The organism is Paeniglutamicibacter selenitireducens (assembly GCF_051550675.1).
Classification (GTDB): domain Bacteria; phylum Actinomycetota; class Actinomycetes; order Actinomycetales; family Micrococcaceae; genus Paeniglutamicibacter.
Genome location: NZ_JBPULF010000011.1, coordinates 83,262 through 106,081, shown reverse-complemented (window position 1 = coordinate 106,081; position 22,820 = coordinate 83,262). Strand labels below are relative to the sequence as shown.

Sequence of the window (22,820 nt, the reverse complement as noted above, 5' to 3'; positions counted from 1 at the left end):
TGTCTTGCCGAGACGTGCATCACATTGCTATTCTCCTAAGCACGCCATGGCGTCCTGGATCAGCAGACAGGCATAACTGAGCTGACATTTATCTTTTCTCAACGAAAGGAATGTCGGCCATGCCGCACCTGACTGCCCTCTGGATCAAAAACCCGCAAGGAATCCTCAGTGCCACCGATGCTGCCAACGGCATCGTCGTCCGGGACAACGTGATCGTCGAGTTGGTTCCAGCCGGGGCCAACCCCACGACCCCCTACACCGATGTCTTCGACGCCGGCAATCACGTCATCACGCCGGGACTTGTCAACACGCACCACCATTTTTACCAGACGCTGACCCGCGCGTGGGGGCCCGCAGCAAACGCCCCGCTCTTCCCCTGGCTGCAGAATCTCTACAAGGTTTGGGCGCGCCTGACCCCGGATGCCCTCGATGCAGCCGTGCGCGTCGCCCTGGCGGAGCTTCTCCTCTCCGGGTGCACCACGGCAGCCGACCACCACTACCTCTTTCCGGAGGGAATGGATGAATCGATCGACATCGAGGTTGCCGCGGTCAGGGACTTCGGCATGCGGGCAACCCTCACACGGGGGTCGATGACCCTGGGCGAAGACGACGGCGGGCTTCCGCCACAGTCGACGGTCCAGGAGTTGGACGTCGTCCTGGCCGACAGCCAGCGATTGATCGAGACCTACCATGAGCGCGGGGCCGGAGCCTCGATACAGATCGCGCTGGCTCCGTGCTCCCCGTTCTCCGTCACCACGCAGGCCATGCGCGAAAGCGCAAAACTTGCCGGGCAATTCGACGTCCGCCTGCACACCCATTTGGCGGAGACCCTGGACGAGGAGGAATTCTGCCTGTCCAGGTTTGGCCTGCGACCCCTCGACTACCTGGAAAGCGTTGGCTGGCTCGGGCCGCAAACGTGGCTCGGCCACGGCATCCATTTCAACGACGCGGAAATCCGCCAGCTGGGGGCTGCCGGGACGGCGGTGGCCCACTGCGCAACCTCGAACATGAGGCTCTCCTCGGGCATCGCACGCGTGTTGGAGCTAGAAGCAGCAGGGGTCCCGGTGGGACTGGGCGTCGACGGATCTGCCTCGAACGATGGTTCCAACATGATCCTCGAGGCCCGCCAGGCCCTGTATCTGCAACGCCTTCGCTACGGTGCAGATGTTCCCGTGGAGCGGGCACTCGGTTGGGCCACGGAAGGTTCGGCCAGGGTGCTTGGACGGACCGACATCGGCACCATCGCCGTGGGCAAGCAAGCCGATCTCGCCTTCTTCAAGACGGACGAACTGCGTTTCTCGGGCAGCCATGATCCGTTGGCCTCCTTGCTGCTATGCGGCGCCGACAGGGCAGACCGCGTCATGGTGGGCGGAAAGTGGCGTGTCGTCGACGGGGCCATTCCCGGGTTGGATCTGCCGGAACTCATCCACCGGCACCGCAAACATGCACGGGCGCTGGTGGATCTCTCGGCACCCATCCACCAGTTCAGCTAGCGACTCCTGGAGTAATTCTCATGTCTACTTTTCGAAAATCAGCTTCAGCAGCGCGCGTGGGCACCGCACCCCGGCCCGAGGACGAACGACTTCCTTTCGCGCAGAACCTTGGATACGGCTTCCAACACGTGCTCACCATGTATGGCGGAATCATTGCCCCGCCATTGATCATCGGTACGGCCGCGGGTCTCTCCGAAGCCCAAATCGGGGTGCTGATCGCGTCATGCCTCTTCGTCGGCGGCCTTGCCACAATTCTGCAAACCGTTGGCATCCCCCTCTTTGGCTCGCAGCTTCCCTTGGTCCAAGGTGTTTCCTTCGCCGGGGTGGCAACGATGATCTCTATTCTCGAAGGAGGCGGCAGCATTGCCACCGTCTTCGGCTCCGTCATTGCGGCTTCGCTCATCGGGTTGCTGATAACGCCGATATTTTCCCGCATCATCAGGTTCTTCCCGCCGGTGGTTGCCGGAACCGTCATCACCACCATTGGCCTCACGCTGATGCCTGTTGCAGCGGGATGGGCTATGGGAGGAAACTCGAAGGCCGAAGATTTCGGTTCCGTGCAGAACCTCGGTTTGGCGGCCGCCACGCTGCTCTTCGTGCTGGTTTTCAGCAAGATCGGCGTCGCCGCGATTTCGAGGCTCTCGATCCTTCTCGCGATGATCGCGGGAACCGTCGTTGCAGCGGTGACGGGCATGGCCGATTTCAGCAAGGTCTTGGAAGGTCCGGCCTTCGCCTTCCCGATGCCCTTCGCCTTTGGCCCGCCGGAGTTCCAGTTCGCCGCGATCCTTTCAATGGTCATTGTCATCCTGGTGACCTTGACCGAGACCTCGGCGGACATCATCGCGGTCGGGGAAATCGTCGGAACCAAGACTGATTCCCGTCGCATCGGTGATGGCTTGCGGGCCGACATGATCTCGAGCGCGATCTCGCCGATCTTCAATTCCTTCACACAGAGCGCCTTCGCCCAGAACGTCGGGCTTGTCGCCATTACGGGCGTCAAGAGCAGGTTTGTTGTCACTGCGGGCGGCGGCATACTCGTTATTCTGGGACTCCTGCCGATCCTCGGCCGCTTCGTGGCCGCCATACCCACGCCGGTCCTTGGCGGGGCCGGAATCGTGCTGTTCGGAACCGTCGCGGCCTCGGGCATCCGAACCCTGTCCACGGTGAAGTACGAAGGGAACATGAACCTGGTCGTCGTGGCGACGGCCTTGGGCTTCGGGATGTTCCCGATCGTCGCACCAAGCATCTACAACCAATTCCCCGGCTGGTTCGTCACGATCTTCCACTCGGGAATCAGTTCCTCGGCCATCATGGCGATCTTGCTGAACTTGTTGTTCAACCACCTCAAGATCCGGGGCAACAGGCCGACATCCGTCATGGCCGAAGCCAGCAACCGGAGAATCTCCTCGGTGCTGCTCAACGACCTTCACGATGGCGACTATGTCTCCGACGGAAAGCTCTACGACGCCAAGGCCAGGGAAATACCCTGCACCGATTAGCCTCGATTTTCACTGCATGCCGTCAGGCCGCTGATTCCCTGATTTCCAAGGAATCAGCGGCCTGAGCGGTGCTGCGGTCACCCCAACGTCCTACGGCACCAGCATGACCTTGATAGAGCGGCGCTCGTCCATGGCCGCGTAGGCCTCCGGCGCCTGTTCCAGGCCCATCACCGTGTCGAAGACCAGGCCGGGATTGATGTCCCCTGCGAGCACGGCCTCCAGCAGCTCGGGCAGGTAGGCGCGGGTGCTGGCCGCGCCACCCGCCAGCGAAATGTTCTTCGAGAAAAGCTCGTAGAGGGGCAACGGATCTTCCCCGTGCGGCACCCCGACGAAGCCGATGGCGCCGCCGGGCCTGGTGCAGGCCAGCGCCTGTCCCAGGGACTCGGCGGTGCCGACGCATTCGAGCACAGAGTCGGCCAGCACTCCCCCGAGCAGCTCGCGCACCTTGTCGGCGGCTTCCGTGCCGCGCTCGGCGACCACGTCGGTCGCCCCGAAAGTGAGGGCCAGCTCGGTCCTGTCGGCATGCCTGGACATGGCGATGATCCGGGTGGCCCCCAGACGTTTGGCGGCGAGCACGCCGCTCAAACCCACGGCGCCGTCGCCGACCACCACAACGCTGCGCTCCGGCGCCACCTTGGCACCGAGCGCGGCGTGGTGTCCGGTGCCCATGACGTCGGAGAGCGCGAGCAGCGATTTGGACAAGGCCTCGTCCGGCTCCGAGACGCCGGGCACCGGAACCAGGGTTCCATCGGCATTCGGAACGCGCACCGCCTCACCTTGGCCGCCATCGACAGGCAGCCCGTGCTCGTCCTTCCCGCCCCTGACGGCCCGGTGCTCGCAGGCCACGTGGACTCCGTTGCGGCATGGCGGGCATTCCCCGCAGCTGTTGGCCCACGGGGCAACCACGAAGTCCCCGGCCTTCAGGGTGGAGACCTCGTCCCCGACGGCCGTGACGACGCCAATGAATTCGTGGCCGATGCGCCGCGGCTTCGGGATCTGGTTGACGCCGCGGTACGGCCACAGGTCCGACCCGCACACGCAGGCCGCTGTCACCCTGACCAGCGCGTCGGTGCCGGCAAGCAGGACCGGGTCCGGGCAGTCTTCGACGCGGATGTCCCGCGGTCCGTGGATCAGTGTTGCGCGCATGGTGTGCCTTCCGGAAGCTGGTGACGGATATCCGCCTCCCAGCCTATGCCTCCCGGCGCAAAGTCCGCACGGCCGCGCGATGACGCTTTATTGCGCTCAACCGACCGGCGCTGGCGAGGTGTCGGTTGCCCGACGTATGGTGGATACAGCTTCACGAGTTCTGGTTGCTTTCATGGCAAAGCTCCGACTGACCAGGCACCAACCCCATTGTTGTACGGCGGGTGGTTCGGATGACGAAGCGGCCTTCGCACGCATACCCGCGGCAGGGCAAGGACAACCAGCTTCAAGGAACGTGACACCCATGTCCCACCACACGTACACAGCCCCCGCGGCCACCGCCAATCCCCTGCCGCGCTTTGCCGGGGACTGGATCTCCGCCTGGCTTGATTTCGACCCAGGCACCGGGCTCCTGCAGCTGGGTGCCGGCCCCAACGAATGGCTGCTGGAGGCGCTCTCCCCGGACAAGCTCGCGGCGGCGCTGGACGGGCGCGGGCCTGCCGAGGTGCAGTTCAACCCGGAGCTGCGGGTGCTGCTGCTGCCCGGGGGCTACGAGGCCGCCGGCACCTCGTTCTTCCGCCTGCGCGGCTGAGCCACCGGAGCGAACCTGTTTCCGCCGCATAAACGAAACGGCGGTTGGCCACCCGTTTTCACGGGCGGCCAACCGCCGAATGCGGAATGCTCAGCTTAGAGGGCGGCGAAAACTTCGCGCAGCAGCTTCGCGGTTTCCGACGGGGTCTTGCCGACCTTCACGCCGGCAGCCTCGAGTGCTTCCTTCTTTGCCTGTGCGGTACCGGCCGAACCGGAGACGATGGCGCCAGCGTGGCCCATGGTCTTGCCTTCGGGGGCGGTGAAGCCTGCCACGTAGCCGACAACCGGCTTGGTGACGTTGGCCTTGATGAAGTCGGCTGCACGCTCTTCGGCGTCGCCGCCGATTTCGCCGATCATGACGATGGCCTTGGTCTCCGGATCCGCCTCGAACGCAGCCAGGGCGTCGATGTGGGTGGTGCCGATGACCGGGTCGCCGCCGATGCCGATGGCGGTGGAGAAGCCCAGGTCGCGCAGTTCGTACATCATCTGGTAGGTCAGGGTACCGGACTTGGAGACCAAGCCGATCGGGCCCTTGCCGGTGATGTTGGCCGGGGTGATGCCGACCAGTGCTTCACCGGGGGTGATGATGCCGGGGCAGTTCGGGCCGATGATGCGGGTGATCTGGTTGCCGTCGGCGTCGACCTTGGACTGGGCAAGTGCCCAGAACTCGGCCGAGTCCTGCACCGGCACGCCCTCGGTGATGACCACGACCAGGCCGATGCCTGCCTCGATGGCCTCTACGACGGCATCCTTGGTGAAGGCCGGCGGAACGAAGACGATCGACACGTCGGCGCCGGTTTCGGCCATGGCTTCGGCAACTGCGCCGTAGACCTTGATGTCCTTGTCGCCGTGGACGACGGTGGTGCCGGCCTTGCGGGCGTTGACGCCGCCGACGACGTTGGTTCCGGCCTTCAGCATCAGGGCGGTGTGCTTGGTACCCTCGCCACCGGTGATGCCCTGAACGATGACCTTGGAGTCCTTGTTAAGGTAAATGCTCATGTTCGCGTATCCCTACTTACTTCGCTGCGTTGGCGAGTTCGGCGGCCTTGTCGGCGCCCTCGTCCATGGTTGCTGCCAGGGTGACCAGCGGGTGGTTGGCTTCGGCCAGGATGCGGCGGCCTTCCTCCACGTTGTTGCCGTCAAGACGCACAACGAGCGGCTTGTTGGCTGCGGAACCGAGCTCGGCCAGTGCGCCGACGATGCCCTTGGCAACGGCGTCACATGCGGTGATGCCACCGAAGACGTTCACGAACACGGACTTGACCTGCTCGTCATTCAGGATGACGTCCAGACCTGCGGCCATGACCTCTGCAGAGGCTCCACCGCCGATGTCCAGGAAGTTGGCGGGCTTCACGTTGCCGTGGTTCTCGCCTGCGTAGGCAACGACGTCCAGGGTGGACATGACCAGGCCAGCACCGTTGCCGATGATGCCCACTTCGCCGTCCAGCTTGACGTAGTTGAGGTCCTGCGCCTTGGCCTTGGCCTCGAGCGGGTCCGCGGCGTCCTTGTCCTCAAGGTCTGCGTGGTGCGGGTGGCGGAAGTCGGCGTTCTCGTCGATGGAGACCTTGCCGTCCAGTGCCACGATGTCGCCGGCGCCGGTGCGGACCAGCGGGTTGACCTCAACCAGGGTTGCGTCTTCCTTCTTGAAGACGTCCCACAGCTTGATGATAGTGGAAGCGACCTTTTCGGTCAGTTCCGGAGCGAAGCCTGCTGCTGCAACGATCTCGTTGGCCTTGGCCTGGTCGATGCCCACGGCCGGGTCAACGGCGATGCGTGCCAGTGCCTCGGGGCGCTCAACGGCGAGCTCCTCGATTTCCATGCCGCCTTCGACCGAGCACATGGCCAGGTAGTTGCGGTTGGCGCGGTCCAGCAGTACGGAGAAGTAGAACTCCTCGGCAATGTCCGCACCCTGGGCGATCATGACCTTGTTCACGGTGTGGCCCTTGATGTCCATACCGAGAATGTTGGTAGCGTGCTCGAATGCCTCGTCGGCGGTCTTTGCGACCTTGACGCCACCGGCCTTGCCGCGGCCTCCGACCTTTACCTGGGCTTTAACAACCACGACGCCGCCGATTTTCTCGGCTGCGGCCTTGGCTTCTTCAGGAGTGTAGGCAACGATGCCGGCCAGCACGGGTACACCGTGAGACTCGAACATATCGCGCGCCTGGTATTCATACAGGTCCACGGGCTTGTGTCCTTCTTGTCGAAGTCTATGCTGACTCGAAGACGCGGCAAGGCATAACCATGTCGCGCCTCAGAGGGGAGCACCGGACCTGAAACAGGCCTGGTGCACCTTCAGACTAACGCTTTCCCACGCAATGGCACAGTTCTACGAATCGTAGAGCCCCGCCCGGGGCACCGGCCATGGCATCCTGCACGCGGAAACTTCCGTGAAAACGCTAGTCAAGCCTAGTCAAAGGCGCGTAGCGAAGCAGCAGGCGCTTCTCCGCATCCGCGAACTTGACCTTCGCGACAGTCTTGTCACCGGCGCCTTCCAGCGCCAACACGACGCCCTGGCCGAAGGTGCCGTGCGAGACCTTGTCGCCGATGTTCAGCGCGATGATTTCCTTGTTGGGCTGGACGCGGCCGCTGCGTGCGGCTGCCCGTGCGGTGGGAGCGGTGCGCAGGGTGTGCTCCTCGCTGGCACCGCTCAGGCGCGTCGATCCGCCGCCGGTGTTTCCGCGTCCGGCACCCCAGTAGGAGCCGGATTCGTAGCGGCTGGTGGCGAAGCTCGCGGAGCCGCCGAAGGAATCGAAGTTCGAGCGTTTGGTGCCCTCGCGCTTCCAATCCAGCAGGTCGACAGGAATCTCCTCGAGGAACTGGCTCGCGGGGTTGTACTGCGACTGGCCCCACATGCTGCGGTACTCCGCGCGGGTGAGGTAGAGGCGTTCGCGGGCACGGGTCAGTCCCACGTAGGCCAGGCGGCGTTCCTCGGCCAGTTCCTTCTCGTCGGTCAAGGAACGCTGGTGCGGGAAAATGCCGTGCTCCATCCCGGTGAGGAACACCACCGGGAACTCGAGCCCCTTGGCCGTGTGCAAGGTCATCAGCGTGACGAACCCCTCGCGCCGGGCCATGTTTGCGCCCTCGTCGTCGCTTGGTGCCTCCGGGATCTGGTCTGCGTCGGCGACCAGTGCCACGCGTTCGAGGAAGTCGGTGAGCGTTCCCTCGGGGTTTTCCTTCATGAAGTCACGCACCACTGCCACCAGTTCGGCGAGGTTCTCGACGCGCGACTCGTCCTGCGGGTCGTTGGAGGAACGCAGCATTTCCAGGTAGCCGGTCTGTTCGAGCACCGCCTCGAGGGCCTCGGCCGGACCCGAACCGTCGGCGACGACGGCCAGGTCGTCGATGATCTTGACGAACGCGGCAACCATGTTCAGCCCACGCGTTCCAAGGCCCGGGGCCTCGTCAGCGCGGCGGAGGGCCTCCATGAAGGAAATGCGTTCGCGCTCGGCAAGGGCAGCAACCGAGTATTCGGCCCTGTCGCCGATGCCGCGCTTGGGTTCGTTGAGGATGCGGCGGACGTTGATGTCGTCCTCGGGGTTCATCAGGACCCGGAGGTAGGCCAGGGCGTCCTTGACTTCCTTGCGGTCGTAGAAGCGGGTGCCGCCAATGACCTTGTACTTCAGGTCCACGCGCATCAGCTGCTCCTCGAGCGAACGCGACTGGGCATTGGTGCGGTAGAAGATCGCAACGTCCCCGGGGCGGATGTCCTCCTCGTCGTTCAGGCGCAGGATCTCGTCGGCGATCCAGCGCGCCTCGTCGGATTCGGATTCACCCACATAGCCGACGATCTTCTCGCCGTCGCCCTCGGCGGTCCACAAGCGCTTTTCCGGGCGGTTCGGGTTGCGCTTGATGACCTCGTTGGCCGCCGAGAGAATCGTCTGTGTGGAGCGGTAGTTCTGCTCCAGCTTGATGGTCTCGGCGTCCGGGTAGTCCTTCGAGAATTCCACGATGTTGCGGATGTCGGCGCCGCGGAAGGCGTAGATCGACTGGTCCGAATCGCCGACGACGGTCAGCTCCCCGCCCGGGGTGGGTCCGTCGGGCCCGGTCAGTTCGCGCACGAGGGCGTACTGGGCGTGGTTCGTGTCCTGGTACTCGTCGACCATGACGTGGCGGAAGCGCCGGCGGTAGTTGTCCGCCACGGCCGGGAAGGCGCGGAAGATGTTGACCACGTGCGCGATCAGGTCATCGAAGTCCAGTGCGTTTGCCGCGCGCAGGCGTTCGGCGTACCCGCGGTAGACCTGTGAGACGGCCCGCGCGAACGGGTCGTTCGAGTCGACTGTCGCGGCGTACTGTTCGTCGTCGACGAGCTCGTTCTTCAGCGCCGAGATCTTGTGGGCCATGGACTTCGGCGTGAACCTTTTCGGGTCCAGCTCCAGGCCCTTGGCCACCATGGTGATCAGACGCAGCGAATCCGCGGAGTCGTAGATCGAGAAGCTCGATTTCAGGCCAACCGAGGCAGCTTCGCGGCGCAGGATGCGCACGCACGAGGAGTGGAAGGTCGAGATCCACATCTTCTGTGCAACGTCCTCCCCCACGAGTGCCGCAATGCGCTCGCGCATCTCCGCGGCAGCCTTGTTCGTGAAGGTGATGGCGAGGATTTCGTGCGGCCTGGCCCGGCCGGTGGCCAGCAGGTAGGCAATCCGGTGGGAGAGCACACGGGTCTTGCCGGAACCCGCGCCTGCGACGATGAGCAGTGGCGATCCGGCATGCTTGACAGCCTGTTCCTGCTGCGGATTCAAGCCCCTGAGGAGCTCGAGGGCGTCCGGCAGTGGCTGGGCTGGAGCGGGTGCGACGAAGTCATCGAAAAGGAAATCCATGATGTGCCCTAGTCTACGTGGAGCCTGCCCCGGCTTGGCCGGAGGGTGCACGGCAGAAGGCATAATTGGTTCATGGCCAAGACACGCAAGTCGAAACAGTACAACCGACCGGCACCCTCGGCGCCGGTCGCCAACCCGTCCACGGACCGCACGCCCGAACAGGCGCAGGGCAACGGAAACCTGGTCCTGGTTGCGGGCTTTGGAGCGGTGATCCTCCTCTTCTGGTACTACCACCTGCTGACGCTGAACCAGATGATCGACCTGTCCAATGGACTGATGATGCCGGACCAGATGATCGGCGGCTATTCCGCCGAAAACATCGAGGCGTTGCGCACCTCCATGGACCCAACGGCCGTCGGCCAGCTGAACTACCTCCACAAGACGGCAGGGCTGCTCTTCCCGCTGTTCCTGGCCCTTGTCACGATGCTTGCGGTGAACCTCAATACCTCGCGCGGCCCGCTGCGGTGGGCGCTCTGGGCGGTGCCGATGCTGTTCGCCGTCGTTGACCTCTGGGAGAACGTCGCGATCGACGCGCTCTTCGGCGGCACACTCGACGCGGGCGCTGTCGCGCTGGCATCCGCCCTGACCACCACACGCTGGATCCTGCTTTTCGCCACGTCGGCGATCCTGGTGGGAGTACTCGTGGCTTCGTTCATCCGCACGTTCCGCGAGAAGTGGGAAGCCTCGAAGCAGGGGCTGCTCTAGCCTCCCGCCGGCGGCACCCGGTGCGACGCAAGGGTGCCGCTGCCAATGTTCCCGCCGAAAAACCGCTACGATAAGTAGGGTTCGTTTCGGCGAAGCAAGCCTCTGTAGCTCAGTTGGATAGAGCGACCCTCTCCTAAAGGGTAGGCCGTCGGTTCAATTCCGGCCAGGGGCACCCGTTGGTTATGGCCTGCATTCGTGCAGGCCATAACTCTTTTAAGGGCGCCCAGTGGGCCGCAGGGGGCTGCTGCGTGCCTGACCAGACTTTCCGACGGCACACCCGCCGTGGATGTACGTCCAAAAGCGCGAACGAAAGATGGCCGGACCGGTTTGGAAAGGGACTGTTTGAAAAGCTTCCTTCGCAGATTCACCAACGGTTCCGCGCCCAAGAATGACTGGAGCCAGGATCACTTGCAGCTGGGGATCGACCCGGGTCGGGCAACGGCGCGGGGTCCCTTGGGGTTCGACCCGGAAGCGCCAGGGCAAAAAAGTGCCGCCGACCGGTGAAATATGGGATAACTCCCATTACATCCCACATCACCGGTCGACGGCGTTGGAGTGGCTCCCCAGCAGCCGACCTGCCGTTCCCCCACACATCAGATTTGCGGACAGTCGAGACTTTCACGCAAGCAACGGTGGGCAGTTCGGTTGCTACCAACTCCTACCGGACATCTAATTCTATTTAGAATGTTTTGTCAACCGGGTCACCTAAATCACGTCAAAGGGCCGCCCGGTACGTGACCGAACGACCCTTCCACCGACCTTTCGGCCCTGTTAGCGCAGCAGCAGTGCAGCGGCCTTGGGCGACAGGCTGGCATCCATGACGGAACAGGCCCCGCCGATGGCCCCGGCCTCTGGCCCGAGGGTCGAGGAACGGACCTCGATGCCGTGGACGTTCTTGGAGCTGAAGCGTTCGTTGATGACCTCGCGGACCCCGTCCAGGCAGTAGTCGCCGACCTCGGACCACAGGGGTCCGCCGAAGATCACCTGCGAAACATCCAGCGCGTTGCAGAGCTGGCCAGCGACCTGCCCGACCTTGCCCATGCAGTCGCGCATGAGGGCAGCGGCATTCTCGTTGCCGTCGTCGGCCATCTTCACGATTTGGCTCATGCCTTCGGCGCGGTCCTCCGGGGTACCGTCATCCGGCACCGTCAGTTCCAGTCCGGCCTCGCGGGCCTTGCGCGCGACATTGGTGAACGCGAGGTTGGAGTGCAGGCAGTCGTTACGTCCGCAAATACACGGCTGCGCGACGACGCCGGTCGAGTAGTGGCCGACCTCGCCCGCGTTGTTGCTGACGCCGCGGTGGATCTCCCCGTTGAGCACCATGCCGGCCCCGATGCCGGCACCCACGTACATGAGGATGAAGTTGTCGCGCGCTGCGTCGTTCCCCTTCCACAGTTCCGCGATCGATGCGGCAATCGTGTCCTTTTCGAGGATGACATCCAGGTCAAGCATGCGTCGCAGCGGCTCGACGACCGCGACGTCCTTCCAACCGTCAAGCAACGGCGGATCGATCATGACACCGCGTTCGCGATCCAGCGGCCCGGGGGCGGCGACGCCGACGCCCACGATGTTGGCACGCGGAATGCCGGAGGCCGCGATGATTTCCTCCACGGTCCGTGCCATGGTTTCCACGGTCTTCTCCGGCACCTCGACCGCCGGGATTTCCAGCCGGCGGGAGTGCATCACTTCACCGCGCAGGTTGAGCATGACCACGGAAATAACACCGGGATCCAGGTGGATTCCGATGGCAACCATGCGGTTGGCTTCAAGTTCCAGGACGGTCCGGGGCTTGCCCGGACCGGAAACGATGGTGCGGTCCTCGCGGACCAGCCCCTCGTCGAGCAACCTGCGCACGACGTTCGAAATGGTCTGTGGAGAAAGTCCCGTGGAGCCCGCCAGCTCAACCCGGCTCACCCCGTCGACGGCGCGACGAATCGACTCAAAAATTACCGCCTGATTAAAATCCCCGAGTCGACCTAAGTTGGTGCCCCGCTGCATCAATACTCCATTTGTAGATCCAATTTTGATCCCCCGTTGGCCGTGCCCATTTCCGGATAGTCCCAGTATCCGGCCGTCGCACGACGACTACTTTGTGCCGGGCGCGATACCACTGGCAACGTATTACTCCAATAGTCGAGACTAATTCAACCCAAAGAGCACGTTATCATCCTCGCATGCAGTTTTGGACGTTGTTAAGCTCAAGGTGTGCCAAAGATTCTCACCATCGCCGCCTTGCGGCTCCTTGACCCCTCAGGACGCATTCTCCTGGTCCGCAAGCGTGCCACCACCATGTTCATGCAGCCCGGCGGGAAGCTCGAACCCGACGAAAGCCCCGAGGCAGCGGTCTTGAGGGAAGTGCGGGAGGAAATAGGGCTGGTGCTTGGCCCGGAGGACCTCCGGTTCCTCGGACGCTGGGACGGACCGGCGGCCAACGAGGCCGACACCGTGATCCATGCCTACCTCTACGGAGCCACGACGGCGCAGACCCCGCGCATCGCCGCAGAGATCGAGCAGATGATGTGGCTGGAGCCCGTGGAGGCGATGCGGCGCGAGGACATCGCGCCGCTGTTGCGCGAGCATGTGCTGCCCGCGCTGCTGGGCACCTAGCGCCCCGGCCCGCGGGGCCCGCCGGCGCTACTGGGCGAACTGCGTTTCGTGCAGTTCAGCGTACCGCCCGCCGGCGGCCAGGAGCTCGGTGTGGGTGCCACGCTCGACGATCCGCCCGCCCTCGACCACCAGGATCTGGTCGGCCGAGCGGATGGTCGAGAGCCGGTGCGCTATGACAAGCGCGGTGCGGTTTTCCAGCGCCTCGGCCAGCGCCGCCTGGACGGCCGCCTCGTTGGAGGAATCTAGCGCGGCAGTTGCCTCGTCGAGGATGACCACCTGGGGCGCGGCCAGCAACAGGCGCGCGATGGTCATGCGCTGGCGTTCGCCGCCGGAAAGCCGGTAGCCGCGCTCCCCCACCACGGTCTCCAGCCCGTCGGGCAGCGCCTCGATGGTCTCGCGCAACCGGGCACGCTCCAGCGCCTGCCAGATCTCCGCATCCCCGGCGTCCGGCCGGGCCAGGCGCAGGTTCGCGCCGATGGTCTCGTGGAACAGGTGCCCGTCCTGGGTCACCATGGAGACGGTGGAGCGCAGCGAGTCGAGCTTGAGTTCGCGGATGTCGACGCCGGCGAGCTCCACGGACCCGGAGTCGACGTCGTAGAGCCTGGCCAGCAGCGAGGCGATGGTCGACTTTCCGGCGCCCGAGGAACCCACGAGCGCGACGGTGGACCCCGCGGGGATCTCGAAGTCGATGCCGTGCAGCACCGTCTCGCCGCCGCGGGTGTCGAGCACCGCGACGTCCTCGAGCGAGGCGAGGGAGACCTTCTCCGCGCTCGGGTAGGCGAAGGACACGTCCGTGAACCTCACGTCCACCGGTCCCGGTTCCAGGGCCCGGGCGGTGGGCGAATCGCTGATCAGCGGCTTGAGGTCAAGGATCTCGAAGACCCTGTCGAAGCTCACCAGGGCGCTGGTGATCTCCACCCGGGCGTTGGCCAGCGCCGTCAGCGGCGAGTAGAGCTGCACCAGCAGCATGCCCAGCACCACCACGTCGCCGGCGGCCAACTGCCCGCGGGTCGCATACAGGCCGCCGAGTCCGTAGACGAGGGCCAGCGCGAGCGCTGCGACAAGGGTGAGCATGGTGACGAAGAAGAACTGGCGCATCGTCATCTTCACGCCGATGTCCCGCACGCGCCCGGCGCGCATCGCGAACTGCGCGGATTCGTCGGCCGGGCGCCCGAAGAGCTTGATCAGCGTGGCGCCGGGGGCGGAGAAGCGCTCGGTCATCTGCGTGGCCATGGAGGCGTTCAGCTCGGCCGACTCCTTGCGCAGCAGCGCGAGGGTGCGGCCGAATCGGCGGGCCGGAAACAGGAAGACCGGCAGCAGCACCAGCGCCGCGAGGGTGACCTGCCAGGAGGTGGAGAACATGACGCCGGCCGTGAGCACCAGTGCCACGACGTTGGAGACGAGCCCGGACAGGGTGCCGGCGAACGCGGCCTGAGCCCCGATGACGTCGTTGTTCAGGCGGCTGACCAGCGCGCCGGTGCGGGTCCTGGTGAAGAAGGCCACGGGCATCTTCTGCACGTGGTCGAAGACCGCGGTGCGCAGGTCGAAGATGATGCCCTCGCCGAGCCGGGAGGAGAACCAGCGCACGACCAGCGAGAAGATGGCGCTGAGGACGGCGACGACGGCGATCAGCCCGGCCAGCCAGAGCACCGTTCCGGCCTCGGACTTCGCGACTATCGCATCGACCACGCGGCCGGCCAGCACAGGGGTCACGACCGAGAGCACCGCAGCGCACACCGAGAAGAAGACGAACACCAGCAGTTGCTTCTTGTAGACCCCTGCGAAGGCCAGGACCCGCCGCGGGGTGCCCGGCGCGTACGCCTTGCCCTTGTCCTGGCCCGACATCCGCCACAGCGAACTCCAGGCGACGCTTTCCATGCTCATGAAGGTGTCCCGCCACATCTAGGCCGTGGCAGCGCGCGGCGCCACGGGGTTTCCGCACCCCCGGTCCGGGCCCCGGCGGGCCCGAAGGTGCAGACCAACTATACCGGCGCACCGGCGTTGCCCCCGCCGGAGTGCGCCCGGCAGGGTCCGGGTCAGCTGTCCAGGGTCGGGCCCGGCTGCAGGGAGTGCGGCACGAAGCGCACCGTCATGGCCTTGAAGCCGGGGGTGTTGGATTCGCGGGCCACCAGCTCGCGGTGCACCAGCGCGTTGGCCTCCGGGAAGTACGCGGCGGCGCAGCCCTTGGCCGTCGGGTAGGAGACAAGGCGGAACCTGTTGGCGCGGCGCTCGGTGCCGCCGAAGGTGGAGATCACGTCCACCAGCGACCTGTCCTCCAGGCCCAGCCCGGCGAGGTCCTCCGGGTTGATCAGCACGACGCGGCGGCCGTCCTTGATCCCGCGGTAGCGGTCGTCGAGCCCGTAGAACGTGGTGTTGTACTGGTCGTGGCTGCGCATGGTCTGCAGGATCAGGTGGCCCTCCGGGGCTTCCAGCGCCTCGAACGGGGAGACCGTGAAGCGGCCCTTGCCGATGTCCGTGGCGAAGGAGCGGGTGTCGCGCGGCGGGTTGGGCAGCACGAACCCGTTGCGCCCGCGCACCCGGCGGTTGAAGTCCTCGAAGCCCGGCAGCACCCGGGAGATGTGTTCGCGCACGACGTCGTAGTCATCCGCCATGGCCTTCCACGGGACCACGTGGTCCTCGCCGAGGATGGCGGTGGCCATGCGGGCGACGATGACGGGCTCGGCCAGCAGGTGCTCGGAGACCGGGGCGAGCCGCCCCTGCGTCGAGTGGATGACGGACATGGAGTCCTCCACCGAGAGGAACTGGGCGCCGCCGGGGTGCTTGTCGTCCCGGTCGGTGCGCCCCAGCGTGGGAAGGATGATGGAGGTCTGCCCGTGCACCACGTGGGAGCGGTTGGGCTTGGTGGAGATGTGCACCGTGAGCTTGGCGCGCTGCATGCCGGCCTCCAGCGCCTCGGTCTCCGCGTTGGCCAGCGCGAAGTTGCCGCCCATGGAGACGAACACGTCGATCTCGTCGTTCTCGAAGGCCTCCAGGGCCTCGGTGGAGTCGTAGCCGTGGGCGCGCGGGGACTCGATGCCGAACTCCGCGTCAAGGGCCGCCAGCAGCTTCTCGGAGGGCTTCTCCCAGATGCCCATGGTGCGGTCGCCCTGCACGTTGGAGTGCCCGCGCACGGGGCAGGCGCCGGCGCCGGGCTTGCCGAAGTTGCCCTGCACCAGCAGCAGGTTGATGATCTCCTTGAGCGTCGGCACCGAGTGCGGCTGCTGGGTCAGGCCCAGCGCCCAGCAGAAGATCGTCGCCTTTGAGGCGATGAGCAGCCCGGCGATCTCGGTGATCTGCGCGCGGGTCAGCCCCGTGGCCTCCTCGGTGGCCTCCCAGTCCAGCTGGGCGCGGGCCGCCTTGTAGGCCTCGAAGCCGTCGGTGGCGGAGGCGATGAAATCCGCGTCGATGACGCTGCCCGGGTTCTTTTCCTCCGCGGCCAGCAGCAGGTGGCCGAAGGCCTGGAAGAGCGCCAGGTCGCCGCCGACCTTGATCTGCAGGAAGTCGCTGGAGACCTCGGAGGGCCGCCCCAGCATGCCGCCGACGGTTTGCGGGTCCTTGAAGCCGAAGAACCCGGCCTCGGGAAGCGGGTTCACCGCGACGACGCGGGCGCCGCGCGCGCGGGCCTCGGAGAGCGCCGAGAGCATGCGCGGGTGGTTGGTGCCGGGGTTCTGCCCGACCACGAAGATCAGCTCGGCGTGCTCGAAGTCCTCAAGGGAGACCGTCCCCTTGCCGATGCCGATGGTGGGGTTCAGCGCCGAGCCGGAGGACTCGTGGCACATGTTGGAGCAGTCCGGCAGGTTGTTGGTGCCCAGCGAGCGGGCCAGCAGCTGGTACATGAACGCCGTCTCGTTGGCCGTGCGGCCCGAGGTGTAGAAGACGCACTTCTCCGGCGTCGTCGCGTTCACGTGCTCGCCGATGGTGCGGAAGGCCTGCGCCCAGGTGATCGGCGTGTAGTGGCTCTCCCCGGCGCGGATGACCATGGGCTCGGTGATGCGGCCCTGCGAGCCGAGCCAGTACTCGGTCTTCCCGCGGAGCACCTCGATCGGGTGCTGCGCCCACCAGGCGGGCGTGACGGTGCGCGCGCTGGCTTCCTCGGCGATGGCCTTGGCGCCGTTCTCGCAGAACTCGGCGGGCTTGCGGGCCCCGGTGATGGACTCGGGCCAGGCGCAGCCTGGGCAGTCGAACCCGCCGCGCTGGTTGATCCGCAGCATCGAGCGCAGGGTGCGCGTCACCCCGGCCTCGGCGAAGCCGCGCTCCAGGGACACCTTGACCGCCTCGACGCCCGCGGCGCTGCGCTTGGGCTTGCCGACGACCAGGTCGTCTTCGTTGATGTCTTGCGTTGGGGCCGGGCGATTCATCTTGTTCCTCCACGTCGCAGCGGGGTTGTTGCCGTGCGCCCCCTCGGGCGCGGGCCGGCACTTGATTCACGGGCGCGCCGCGTTCCCGCGGCCGTGCGGGCCGCAGGGCAGCTAGCCGCCGAGTACACGTTGAGCATGAGTGTATAGGTTCACGCTGCTGGTGCGGGAAAACGCGGCGAGGGTGAGTCCGGATTCCTGCGCCAGCTCGACGGCCAGCGACGACGGGGCGCTGACCGCGGAGAGCACCGGGATCCCGGCCATCGCCGCCTTCTGGACCAGTTCGAAGGAGGCCCGCCCGGAAACCTGCAGGACACTCTCGCGCAGCGGGAGCAGGCCCTCGCGCAGGGCCGCGCCGATCACCTTGTCCACGGCGTTGTGCCGGCCCACGTCCTCGCGCACCACCAGCAGGCGGCCCTCGGTGGTGAAGAGCCCCGCCGCGTGCACGCCGCCGGTGGCACCGAAAAGCTGCTGGGCCTCCAACAGGGCATCGGGCATGGCCAACAGCGTCCCGAGCTCCACGGTGCCGGCCGCGGGGTCCAGCAGGTACGGGGATTTCTTGCGGACCTCGTCGATCGAGTTTGTCCCGCAGATCCCGCAGGCGGAGCTTGTCACCACGTGGCGGGCGGCCGAGAGGTCCGGGGCCTGGGCGCCGAATCCCAGCTGCACCTCGATGACGTTGAAGGTCTGGTTGCCCTCCGCATCGGTTCCGGCGCAGTAGCGCATGGCCACAAGGTGCTCGGGGCGGGTGATGATGCCCTCGGCGAGCAGGAACCCCGCGACAAGGTCGAAGTCGTCGCCCGGGGTGCGCATGGAGGTGGTGAACGGGGTGGAGCCGAACCGGATCTCCAGCGGTTCCTCGACGGCGAGCTTTTCCTCCCGCGAACTCCGTGCACCCTCCAGGGTGGCGCGCACAATGCGCCGGCGCACGATCTTGCGTCCCATGCTCATGTTCCTTTGCTTGCTTCGGGCCGCGGGCGGCCGGCTCGGGGGTTTTCCCCTGTTACCACGGTAGTCCAAGGTAGCCGACGGGGCTCCCGGCCCGGGCCCCGGCGGGCGGGACGACCAGGATGGCCTCGGCACCGGAGAGCCCGCGCAGCATGGCCGAGCCCACGTGTTCGGCCGGGGCCAGCGCGTCGGCGGCCAGCGGGTCCGCGGAGCGCACCCAGCGCGCCGGGATGAGCCGGTGCCGCCCAGGCAGCGGTGCGAAGTCGACGGCGGACGGCGCGTGCCCGGGTGCCTCGGGGTCGATGCCGCAGGCACCGCGCAGCAGCGGGTCCAACAGTGTCGCCACGGCCATGAGCGCGGCCAGCGGGTTGCCCGGCAGCGCCACGAGGATGCGCCCGTCGGGCAGCAACGCGAGCATCGAGGGGTGCCCGGGGCGCATGGCGATGGAGGAAACGACCTCCCTGCCGCCGAGCTGCGCCGCGGCGGCGCGCACGAAGTCGCGGTCGGAGAACCCGGTGCCGCCGGTGGTCACGACGATGTCCGCGGCCAGCGCCTGCACGCCGGTGAGCGCCTCGAGGCACTGTTCCAGCGAATCCCCGATGCGCGTCGAGCCGTGGGCCTGCCCGCCCAGCGCCCCGACGATCAGCGGCAGGACCGGGGAGAACCCGTCGCGCACCTCCCCGGGGGCCGGGGTGCCGGAGGTGACGACCTCGTCGCCGGTGTAGACCAGGTGGACCTTCGGTCGCGCGGCGACCTGCAGCTCGTCGTACCCCGCGACGGCGGCCGTGGCGACGACCCCGGCACGCAGCACGGTGCCCGCCGCCTGCAGCACGTCCCCCGGTGCGGCCTCGGTTCCCGCCGGGCGGATGTCCGCCCCCGCGGCCGGCGGCCTGTCGGCGGTCAGCAGGCCGTCGCGCTCGGTGGTGTGTTCAAGGCGGACGATGGCCCCGGCGCCGGCGGGGATCAAGGAGCCGGTCACCACCGCCACGGCCTCGCCCGGGGCCAGCGAGGCACCGGCACCCTCCGCGGGGTTGTGGGCCACCGCATCAAGCAGCCGCCAGGGGGCCGGGCCCGACACGGCGAAGCCGTCCATGGCGGAGGTAGCGCAGTGCGGTATCGGGTAGCGGGCCACCAGGTCCCGGGCCAGCACGCGGCCGCCGGCCAGGTGCAGCGGGACGGTTTCCGGGGCCGGCCGCAGTTCCCGTCCCAGCCGGTGCGCCTCCCGGCGTGCGTGGTCCCACCCGTGGTCGCTGTTGTGCTCGGGCATGCCCTAGTCGTCGGTGCCGGGGGCGGTGCGGGCACGCAGTGCCTCGCGGGCCAGCGCGTCGGCCTCATCCATGGCGCCGGCTTCCCCGGCCTCTCCCCGGCCCACCGCGAGTCCCGCGGCGTAGCCGGCCAGATAGGTGGTCAGCGGGGCGGCGGGCCGCACGATGCCGTGGGCGGCGACCCCGGCCAGGGAGAGCACCTTGTCGATGTCCACCTGCGTTCCGGTGAGCCCGTAGGCGGCCAGTAGCTCACTGACCCAGTCGTCGAGTCCCTCTGCGGCCATGTGCTGTTCTCCTCGTCAGTTGCCGTTCGCCACCGTGATTCCGTGGCGCCCGGCGTCCCCAGGTGTGTCGATGTCGCTGAAATCCGCCTCCGGCAGCTTCAGCCGTTCCATCTGCACTGTAGCAAGCAGACGCATCATCGACGCATTCTCCAGGGTGCCGTGCGGTTCGGCCGCCTGGAGAATGGCGGCCTTCAGGGCCTCGGTGGTGATCGCGCAGGCGAGGGTCTGCAGCACCCCTCCGGCGTCCTGAGGCACCCATGCCTCGACCCCCGGGGCCCGGCGGCGCGCGACCTCGAGCAGGGCCTTGACCACGGGGGCCGGTTCCAGCAGGTCGGCGGCAAGCACCACGGTGATGTCCGATCCGCCCGTCGGCCACTGCGCGCTCTCGTCGTCGGGGCCGTCGTCGAGTGCCGCGCGTCCCGCGGCCACGGCGGCCGCGGGACCCGCATAGGTGGGGTATTCCCGGGTGATGACCACGCGCTGGCTGTCGGGGGCGTTCTCCATGTACCGGGTCACCGCGTCGGCCAGCGCATGCGCGCCGACCACGGCGATGCCCTCGGCGTCCTTCACCGCGTTGAGCGCATGCTCAAGCAGCGTTTCACCGTGGTGTTCCAGCAGGGGTTTGCTCACCCCGCCCAGCCGCGAACCACGGCCTCCCGCCACGATGATGGCATCGAATTTCATGCTGCGCTCCGAAGGAAGGGGCTCCAGGCCTCCACGGGCCTGTCGAGTTCGGTGATGAACCAGTGGGCGCCGCGGGGTGTGCCCGGTGCGAATCGTAGTTTCCACCCCAACTGTGCCAGCGTCCTGTCGCCTTTGGCGCTATTGCAGCCGTGACATGCCGCGACGAGGTTCTCCCAGCTGTCGACGCCGCCCCTGCTGCGCGGGATGACGTGGTCGATGGTGCTGGCGCTGCGTCCGCAGTAGGCGCAGCGGTGTGCGTCCCGGCGCAGCACCCCGCGGCGCGAGACCTGGAGGTTGCGGCGGTGCGGCATGCGGACGTAGCGGTTCAGCAGGATCACCGTGGGGCGGGGCATGACGTGGTTGGGGCCGATGACCGGGTGCTCCTCGTCGACGGCCAGCACCGTGGCCTTCTCCATGAAGACAAGCAGCAGCGCCCGGCGAAACGTGACTACCGCCAGCGGTTCAAATCCTGCATTCAGCACTAGCGTTCGCATCGGCGCATCCTTAGATCCCGACCCGGCGCAACAGAGGGACCCGTTCGTGGCGGAATCCCTCATGCGACGCGCGTGGCTCTGAGCATTGACTCTGGGGCTAGCCTAGGACAAAGGCCGGTGGTTGCGCGCGGTTTTGGGTGAAATTGGTTCGAATTCCCTCCGAACACTGAACGTCGCATGCACCGGGAACGGTCTTGTGGAACCCGGCAAAACCGGGTTTCACAAGACCGTTGGCCGCTACCGGGGAGCCGCGAACCGCAGTTCGAAGCCGGCGGCCCCGTCATCGGAATGTTCGACGCCCAGCGAGCTGGCCACCCAGATCCGCGATCCGTCCTGACTCATGGCCACCGCACTCGCGGTTCCCTGCACCCGGGCGCCCCGAGCCCAGGTCGCTCCGCCGTCCCGGCTCGTCCAGGCGACGCCGTCGGGGGTGATCCCCACGGCCTTGCCGCCGGCGACAGCCAGGTACTGGAGCACCGGGGCGCCCGGATCCGGTTCGCTGAACGTCGCGCCGTCGTCCGCGGAGCGCCAGACGCCTTGTTCCGTGGCCGCCAGGACGAGGGTTCCGCGTGCGTCGGCGGCAAGTGTCGCCGGGAGGATCCGGGGATCAAGGTCCTTCCAGGTCGTGCCGTCGGCGGTGGAACGCAGCGCCGTGTCGAACCCTATGACGGCGTTCTTGCTGGCCGTCATCGCATGGAAGTCCGATACCCCGGAGCGCGAAAGGCCCTCCCAGGTGCGGCCCTCGTCTGTCGAACGCATCAGGCCCACGGGGTTTTGCAGGTCGGTGCCGGGCCCGGGGTGGCCCGAGGCGTAGTAGCCGTCCTTCCCAAGGGTGAATCCCATCCAGTCGACGACGGGTCCGATGCGCCGGGCGGGATCCGCCGAGACGTCGTAGAGCCCGTCGTGGGTGGCCAGCAGCACCTGCCCATCCCCCGTGTCGGCGATGGCGTGCACATGTGCGCTCGGGTACCCGTCGATGCGCTGTGCCGCGGCTCCGGTGGAGGCCTGCGGCGGGGCACCCGCCGCACTTCTCGTGGCGGGTCCCGGTTCTACGGTTGCGGATGCGCAGCCGGCAAGGGCCACGCTTCCGGCCAGTGCGATGGACATGAAAAGCGGCCCCTTCGCGGCCGTTGTCGCCAGTCCTCGCAGCATCACGGCTTCCCCAGCATGGTGCGCATGGCGGCGATCTCGGCGTTTTGGTCGGCAATCACTTTCCGGCCCAAGTCCAGGACCTTCGGATCCTTGCCGTTTTTCAACACATCTTCCGCCATTTTCGTGGCACCCAGGTGGTGTTCGATCATTTGCTTCAGGAACAGCTCTTCGGCTGCGGCTCCCTGGGCACCGGCCAGGGCCTTGAGGTCTTCCTCCCCGAGCATGCCGTCCATCGCCATGTCGTGGCCCATGTGCCGGGGTTCGCCCCATCCTTCCAGCCAAGACTCCATGAGCTTGATCTCCGGGGCCTGGGCATTCTTGATTCCGGTGGCAAGTTCGACCGCCTCGGAACTCAGACCACTCTTCTCCAGCATGGTCTCGCTCATCTGAACGGCCTGCTCGTGGTGGGGAATCATCATCTGCGCGAACATGGTATCCGCACCGTTGTGTTCGTTTACCGATGCGGCTTCGCTGGTTGTCGAGCCCGCGGCGGGGCTCGATGCAGGTGACGAGCAACCCGCCAAGGCCAAGGCGCCCGCCACTACGGCAGCCGACAGCACCAAGTTTCTTTTGTACTTTTTCAACGTCTTTTCCTTGCGTGAGATGTATTTGTGTTTCGGTTACATTCCGAAGCACTCATCTACGGCAAATACCTAGACGTTGGAGGGAGGGAGGACGAACGACACCGATCCTCACCGGGAAGCGGTTCTGCAGATAGGGCAGGGGCCCAGCTCGCGGAGCGGTTGCCCCGACCCTCGGTCTTCCGAGGTTGGCAACAAT

General features: G+C 66.5%; 19 protein-coding genes, 1 tRNA gene and 1 riboswitch. Of the genes, 6 read left to right on the top strand and 14 right to left on the bottom strand.

All coding sequences use genetic code 11. From position 1 onward, the window contains the following. The first annotated feature begins 119 nt into the window (after nt 1–119). Both ACSYDW_RS16820 and ACSYDW_RS16815 read left to right on the top strand, forming a co-directional pair. The gene (locus tag ACSYDW_RS16820) at nt 120–1,493 is read left to right on the top strand and encodes an 8-oxoguanine deaminase (RefSeq protein WP_438339883.1); all 1,374 of its coding nucleotides are present in this window, start codon (nt 120–122) and stop codon (nt 1,491–1,493) included. A 20-nt stretch (nt 1,494–1,513) separates the two neighbouring features. Next, entirely contained in the window at nt 1,514–2,992 is a 1,479-nt protein-coding gene (locus tag ACSYDW_RS16815; protein ID WP_438339882.1) for a nucleobase:cation symporter-2 family protein, read from the top strand. A gap of 90 nt (nt 2,993–3,082) precedes the next feature. Here the strand turns inward: ACSYDW_RS16815 and ACSYDW_RS16810 are convergent, their stop codons facing one another. After that, on the bottom strand, nt 3,083–4,138 hold the full coding sequence (locus ACSYDW_RS16810; protein ID WP_438339881.1) for a zinc-dependent alcohol dehydrogenase family protein: 1,056 nt from the start codon (nt 4,136–4,138) through the stop codon (nt 3,083–3,085). 149 nt (nt 4,139–4,287) lie between these two features. After that, a riboswitch (SAM riboswitch) is annotated at nt 4,288–4,418 on the top strand. 21 nt (nt 4,419–4,439) lie between these two features. Here ACSYDW_RS16810 and ACSYDW_RS16805 point away from each other — a divergent pair. After that, nucleotides 4,440–4,727 (top strand): hypothetical protein, encoded by a 288-nt coding sequence (locus ACSYDW_RS16805; RefSeq protein WP_438339880.1) that lies wholly within the window; start codon nt 4,440–4,442, stop codon nt 4,725–4,727. Nucleotides 4,728–4,822: 95 nt separating this feature from the next. On the opposite strand, the gene sucD is transcribed toward ACSYDW_RS16805, so the two are convergent. The 3 genes from sucD to pcrA all read right to left on the bottom strand — a co-directional run bounded on the left by sucD (nt 4,823) and on the right by pcrA (nt 9,546). Continuing rightward, the gene (gene sucD / locus ACSYDW_RS16800) at nt 4,823–5,725 is read right to left on the bottom strand and encodes a succinate--CoA ligase subunit alpha (RefSeq protein ID WP_438339879.1); all 903 of its coding nucleotides are present in this window, start codon (nt 5,723–5,725) and stop codon (nt 4,823–4,825) included. A 16-nt stretch (nt 5,726–5,741) separates the two neighbouring features. Continuing rightward, nucleotides 5,742–6,911, bottom strand: a complete 1,170-nt coding sequence (sucC, locus tag ACSYDW_RS16795) for an ADP-forming succinate--CoA ligase subunit beta (RefSeq protein WP_438339878.1) — start codon at nt 6,909–6,911, stop codon at nt 5,742–5,744. Between the two features lie 214 nt (nt 6,912–7,125). Then, the gene (gene pcrA, locus ACSYDW_RS16790; RefSeq protein ID WP_438339877.1) at nt 7,126–9,546 is read right to left on the bottom strand and encodes a DNA helicase PcrA; all 2,421 of its coding nucleotides are present in this window, start codon (nt 9,544–9,546) and stop codon (nt 7,126–7,128) included. Nucleotides 9,547–9,618: 72 nt separating this feature from the next. Between pcrA and ACSYDW_RS16785 the strand changes: the two genes are divergently transcribed. Continuing rightward, entirely contained in the window at nt 9,619–10,251 is a 633-nt protein-coding gene (locus ACSYDW_RS16785) for a hypothetical protein (protein WP_438339876.1), read from the top strand. A 98-nt stretch (nt 10,252–10,349) separates the two neighbouring features. Beyond that, nucleotides 10,350–10,423, top strand: a tRNA-Arg gene (locus ACSYDW_RS16780). A 599-nt stretch (nt 10,424–11,022) separates the two neighbouring features. Here ACSYDW_RS16780 and ACSYDW_RS16775 read toward each other — a convergent pair. Further along, entirely contained in the window at nt 11,023–12,165 is a 1,143-nt protein-coding gene (locus ACSYDW_RS16775) for an ROK family transcriptional regulator (protein WP_438339875.1), read from the bottom strand. A 291-nt stretch (nt 12,166–12,456) separates the two neighbouring features. Here ACSYDW_RS16775 and ACSYDW_RS16770 point away from each other — a divergent pair, with 291 nt between their 5' ends. Further along, a complete protein-coding gene (locus tag ACSYDW_RS16770; RefSeq protein WP_438339874.1) occupies nt 12,457–12,858 on the top strand; it encodes an NUDIX hydrolase in 402 nt (133 codons plus the stop codon). Nucleotides 12,859–12,885: 27 nt separating this feature from the next. Here the strand turns inward: ACSYDW_RS16770 and ACSYDW_RS16765 are convergent, their stop codons facing one another. The 9 genes from ACSYDW_RS16765 to ACSYDW_RS16725 all read right to left on the bottom strand — a co-directional run bounded on the left by ACSYDW_RS16765 (nt 12,886) and on the right by ACSYDW_RS16725 (nt 22,471). Further along, nucleotides 12,886–14,742 (bottom strand): ABC transporter ATP-binding protein, encoded by a 1,857-nt coding sequence (locus ACSYDW_RS16765; RefSeq protein ID WP_438339873.1) that lies wholly within the window; start codon nt 14,740–14,742, stop codon nt 12,886–12,888. A 152-nt stretch (nt 14,743–14,894) separates the two neighbouring features. After that, complete coding sequence (locus ACSYDW_RS16760) at nt 14,895–17,216, bottom strand: FdhF/YdeP family oxidoreductase (protein ID WP_438339872.1); 2,322 nt, start codon at nt 17,214–17,216, stop codon at nt 14,895–14,897. A 111-nt stretch (nt 17,217–17,327) separates the two neighbouring features. Further along, a complete protein-coding gene (gene fdhD / locus ACSYDW_RS16755) occupies nt 17,328–18,158 on the bottom strand; it encodes a formate dehydrogenase accessory sulfurtransferase FdhD (protein WP_438339871.1) in 831 nt (276 codons plus the stop codon). Nucleotides 18,159–18,216: 58 nt separating this feature from the next. Continuing rightward, entirely contained in the window at nt 18,217–19,428 is a 1,212-nt protein-coding gene (locus tag ACSYDW_RS16750; protein ID WP_438339870.1) for a molybdopterin molybdotransferase MoeA, read from the bottom strand. 3 nt (nt 19,429–19,431) lie between these two features. Further along, the gene (locus ACSYDW_RS16745; protein ID WP_438339869.1) at nt 19,432–19,710 is read right to left on the bottom strand and encodes a DUF6457 domain-containing protein; all 279 of its coding nucleotides are present in this window, start codon (nt 19,708–19,710) and stop codon (nt 19,432–19,434) included. Between the two features lie 15 nt (nt 19,711–19,725). Next, complete coding sequence (mobA, locus tag ACSYDW_RS16740) at nt 19,726–20,394, bottom strand: molybdenum cofactor guanylyltransferase (RefSeq protein WP_438339868.1); 669 nt, start codon at nt 20,392–20,394, stop codon at nt 19,726–19,728. Beyond that, nucleotides 20,391–20,888, bottom strand: a complete 498-nt coding sequence (locus ACSYDW_RS16735) for an HNH endonuclease (RefSeq protein WP_438339867.1) — start codon at nt 20,886–20,888, stop codon at nt 20,391–20,393. The genes mobA and ACSYDW_RS16735 overlap by 4 nt, the downstream gene beginning before the upstream one ends. A 237-nt stretch (nt 20,889–21,125) precedes the next feature. Further along, a complete protein-coding gene (locus ACSYDW_RS16730; protein ID WP_438339866.1) occupies nt 21,126–21,995 on the bottom strand; it encodes a F510_1955 family glycosylhydrolase in 870 nt (289 codons plus the stop codon). 44 nt (nt 21,996–22,039) lie between these two features. Beyond that, entirely contained in the window at nt 22,040–22,471 is a 432-nt protein-coding gene (locus tag ACSYDW_RS16725) for a DUF305 domain-containing protein (protein ID WP_438339865.1), read from the bottom strand. Between the last annotated feature and the right edge of the window lie 349 nt (nt 22,472–22,820).

Bases quoted from the DNA above. Each gene is read 5' to 3' on its own strand.
- ACSYDW_RS16820 (WP_438339883.1), top strand. From the start codon at position 120: ATGCCGCACCTGACTGCCCTCTGGATCAAAAACCCGCAAGGAATCCTC.
- ACSYDW_RS16815 (WP_438339882.1), top strand. From the start codon at position 1,514: ATGTCTACTTTTCGAAAATCAGCTTCAGCAGCGCGCGTGGGCACCGCA.
- ACSYDW_RS16810 (WP_438339881.1), bottom strand. From the start codon at position 4,138: ATGCGCGCAACACTGATCCACGGACCGCGGGACATCCGCGTCGAAGAC.
- ACSYDW_RS16805 (WP_438339880.1), top strand. From the start codon at position 4,440: ATGTCCCACCACACGTACACAGCCCCCGCGGCCACCGCCAATCCCCTG.
- sucD (WP_438339879.1), bottom strand. From the start codon at position 5,725: ATGAGCATTTACCTTAACAAGGACTCCAAGGTCATCGTTCAGGGCATC.
- pcrA (WP_438339877.1), bottom strand. From the start codon at position 9,546: ATGGATTTCCTTTTCGATGACTTCGTCGCACCCGCTCCAGCCCAGCCA.
- ACSYDW_RS16785 (WP_438339876.1), top strand. From the start codon at position 9,619: ATGGCCAAGACACGCAAGTCGAAACAGTACAACCGACCGGCACCCTCG.
- ACSYDW_RS16765 (WP_438339873.1), bottom strand. From the start codon at position 14,742: ATGAGCATGGAAAGCGTCGCCTGGAGTTCGCTGTGGCGGATGTCGGGC.
- ACSYDW_RS16760 (WP_438339872.1), bottom strand. From the start codon at position 17,216: ATGAATCGCCCGGCCCCAACGCAAGACATCAACGAAGACGACCTGGTC.
- fdhD (WP_438339871.1), bottom strand. From the start codon at position 18,158: ATGGGACGCAAGATCGTGCGCCGGCGCATTGTGCGCGCCACCCTGGAG.
- ACSYDW_RS16750 (WP_438339870.1), bottom strand. From the start codon at position 19,428: ATGCCCGAGCACAACAGCGACCACGGGTGGGACCACGCACGCCGGGAG.
- ACSYDW_RS16745 (WP_438339869.1), bottom strand. From the start codon at position 19,710: ATGGCCGCAGAGGGACTCGACGACTGGGTCAGTGAGCTACTGGCCGCC.
- mobA (WP_438339868.1), bottom strand. From the start codon at position 20,394: ATGAAATTCGATGCCATCATCGTGGCGGGAGGCCGTGGTTCGCGGCTG.
- ACSYDW_RS16735 (WP_438339867.1), bottom strand. From the start codon at position 20,888: ATGCGAACGCTAGTGCTGAATGCAGGATTTGAACCGCTGGCGGTAGTC.
- ACSYDW_RS16730 (WP_438339866.1), bottom strand. From the start codon at position 21,995: ATGTCCATCGCACTGGCCGGAAGCGTGGCCCTTGCCGGCTGCGCATCC.
- ACSYDW_RS16725 (WP_438339865.1), bottom strand. From the start codon at position 22,471: ATGTTCGCGCAGATGATGATTCCCCACCACGAGCAGGCCGTTCAGATG.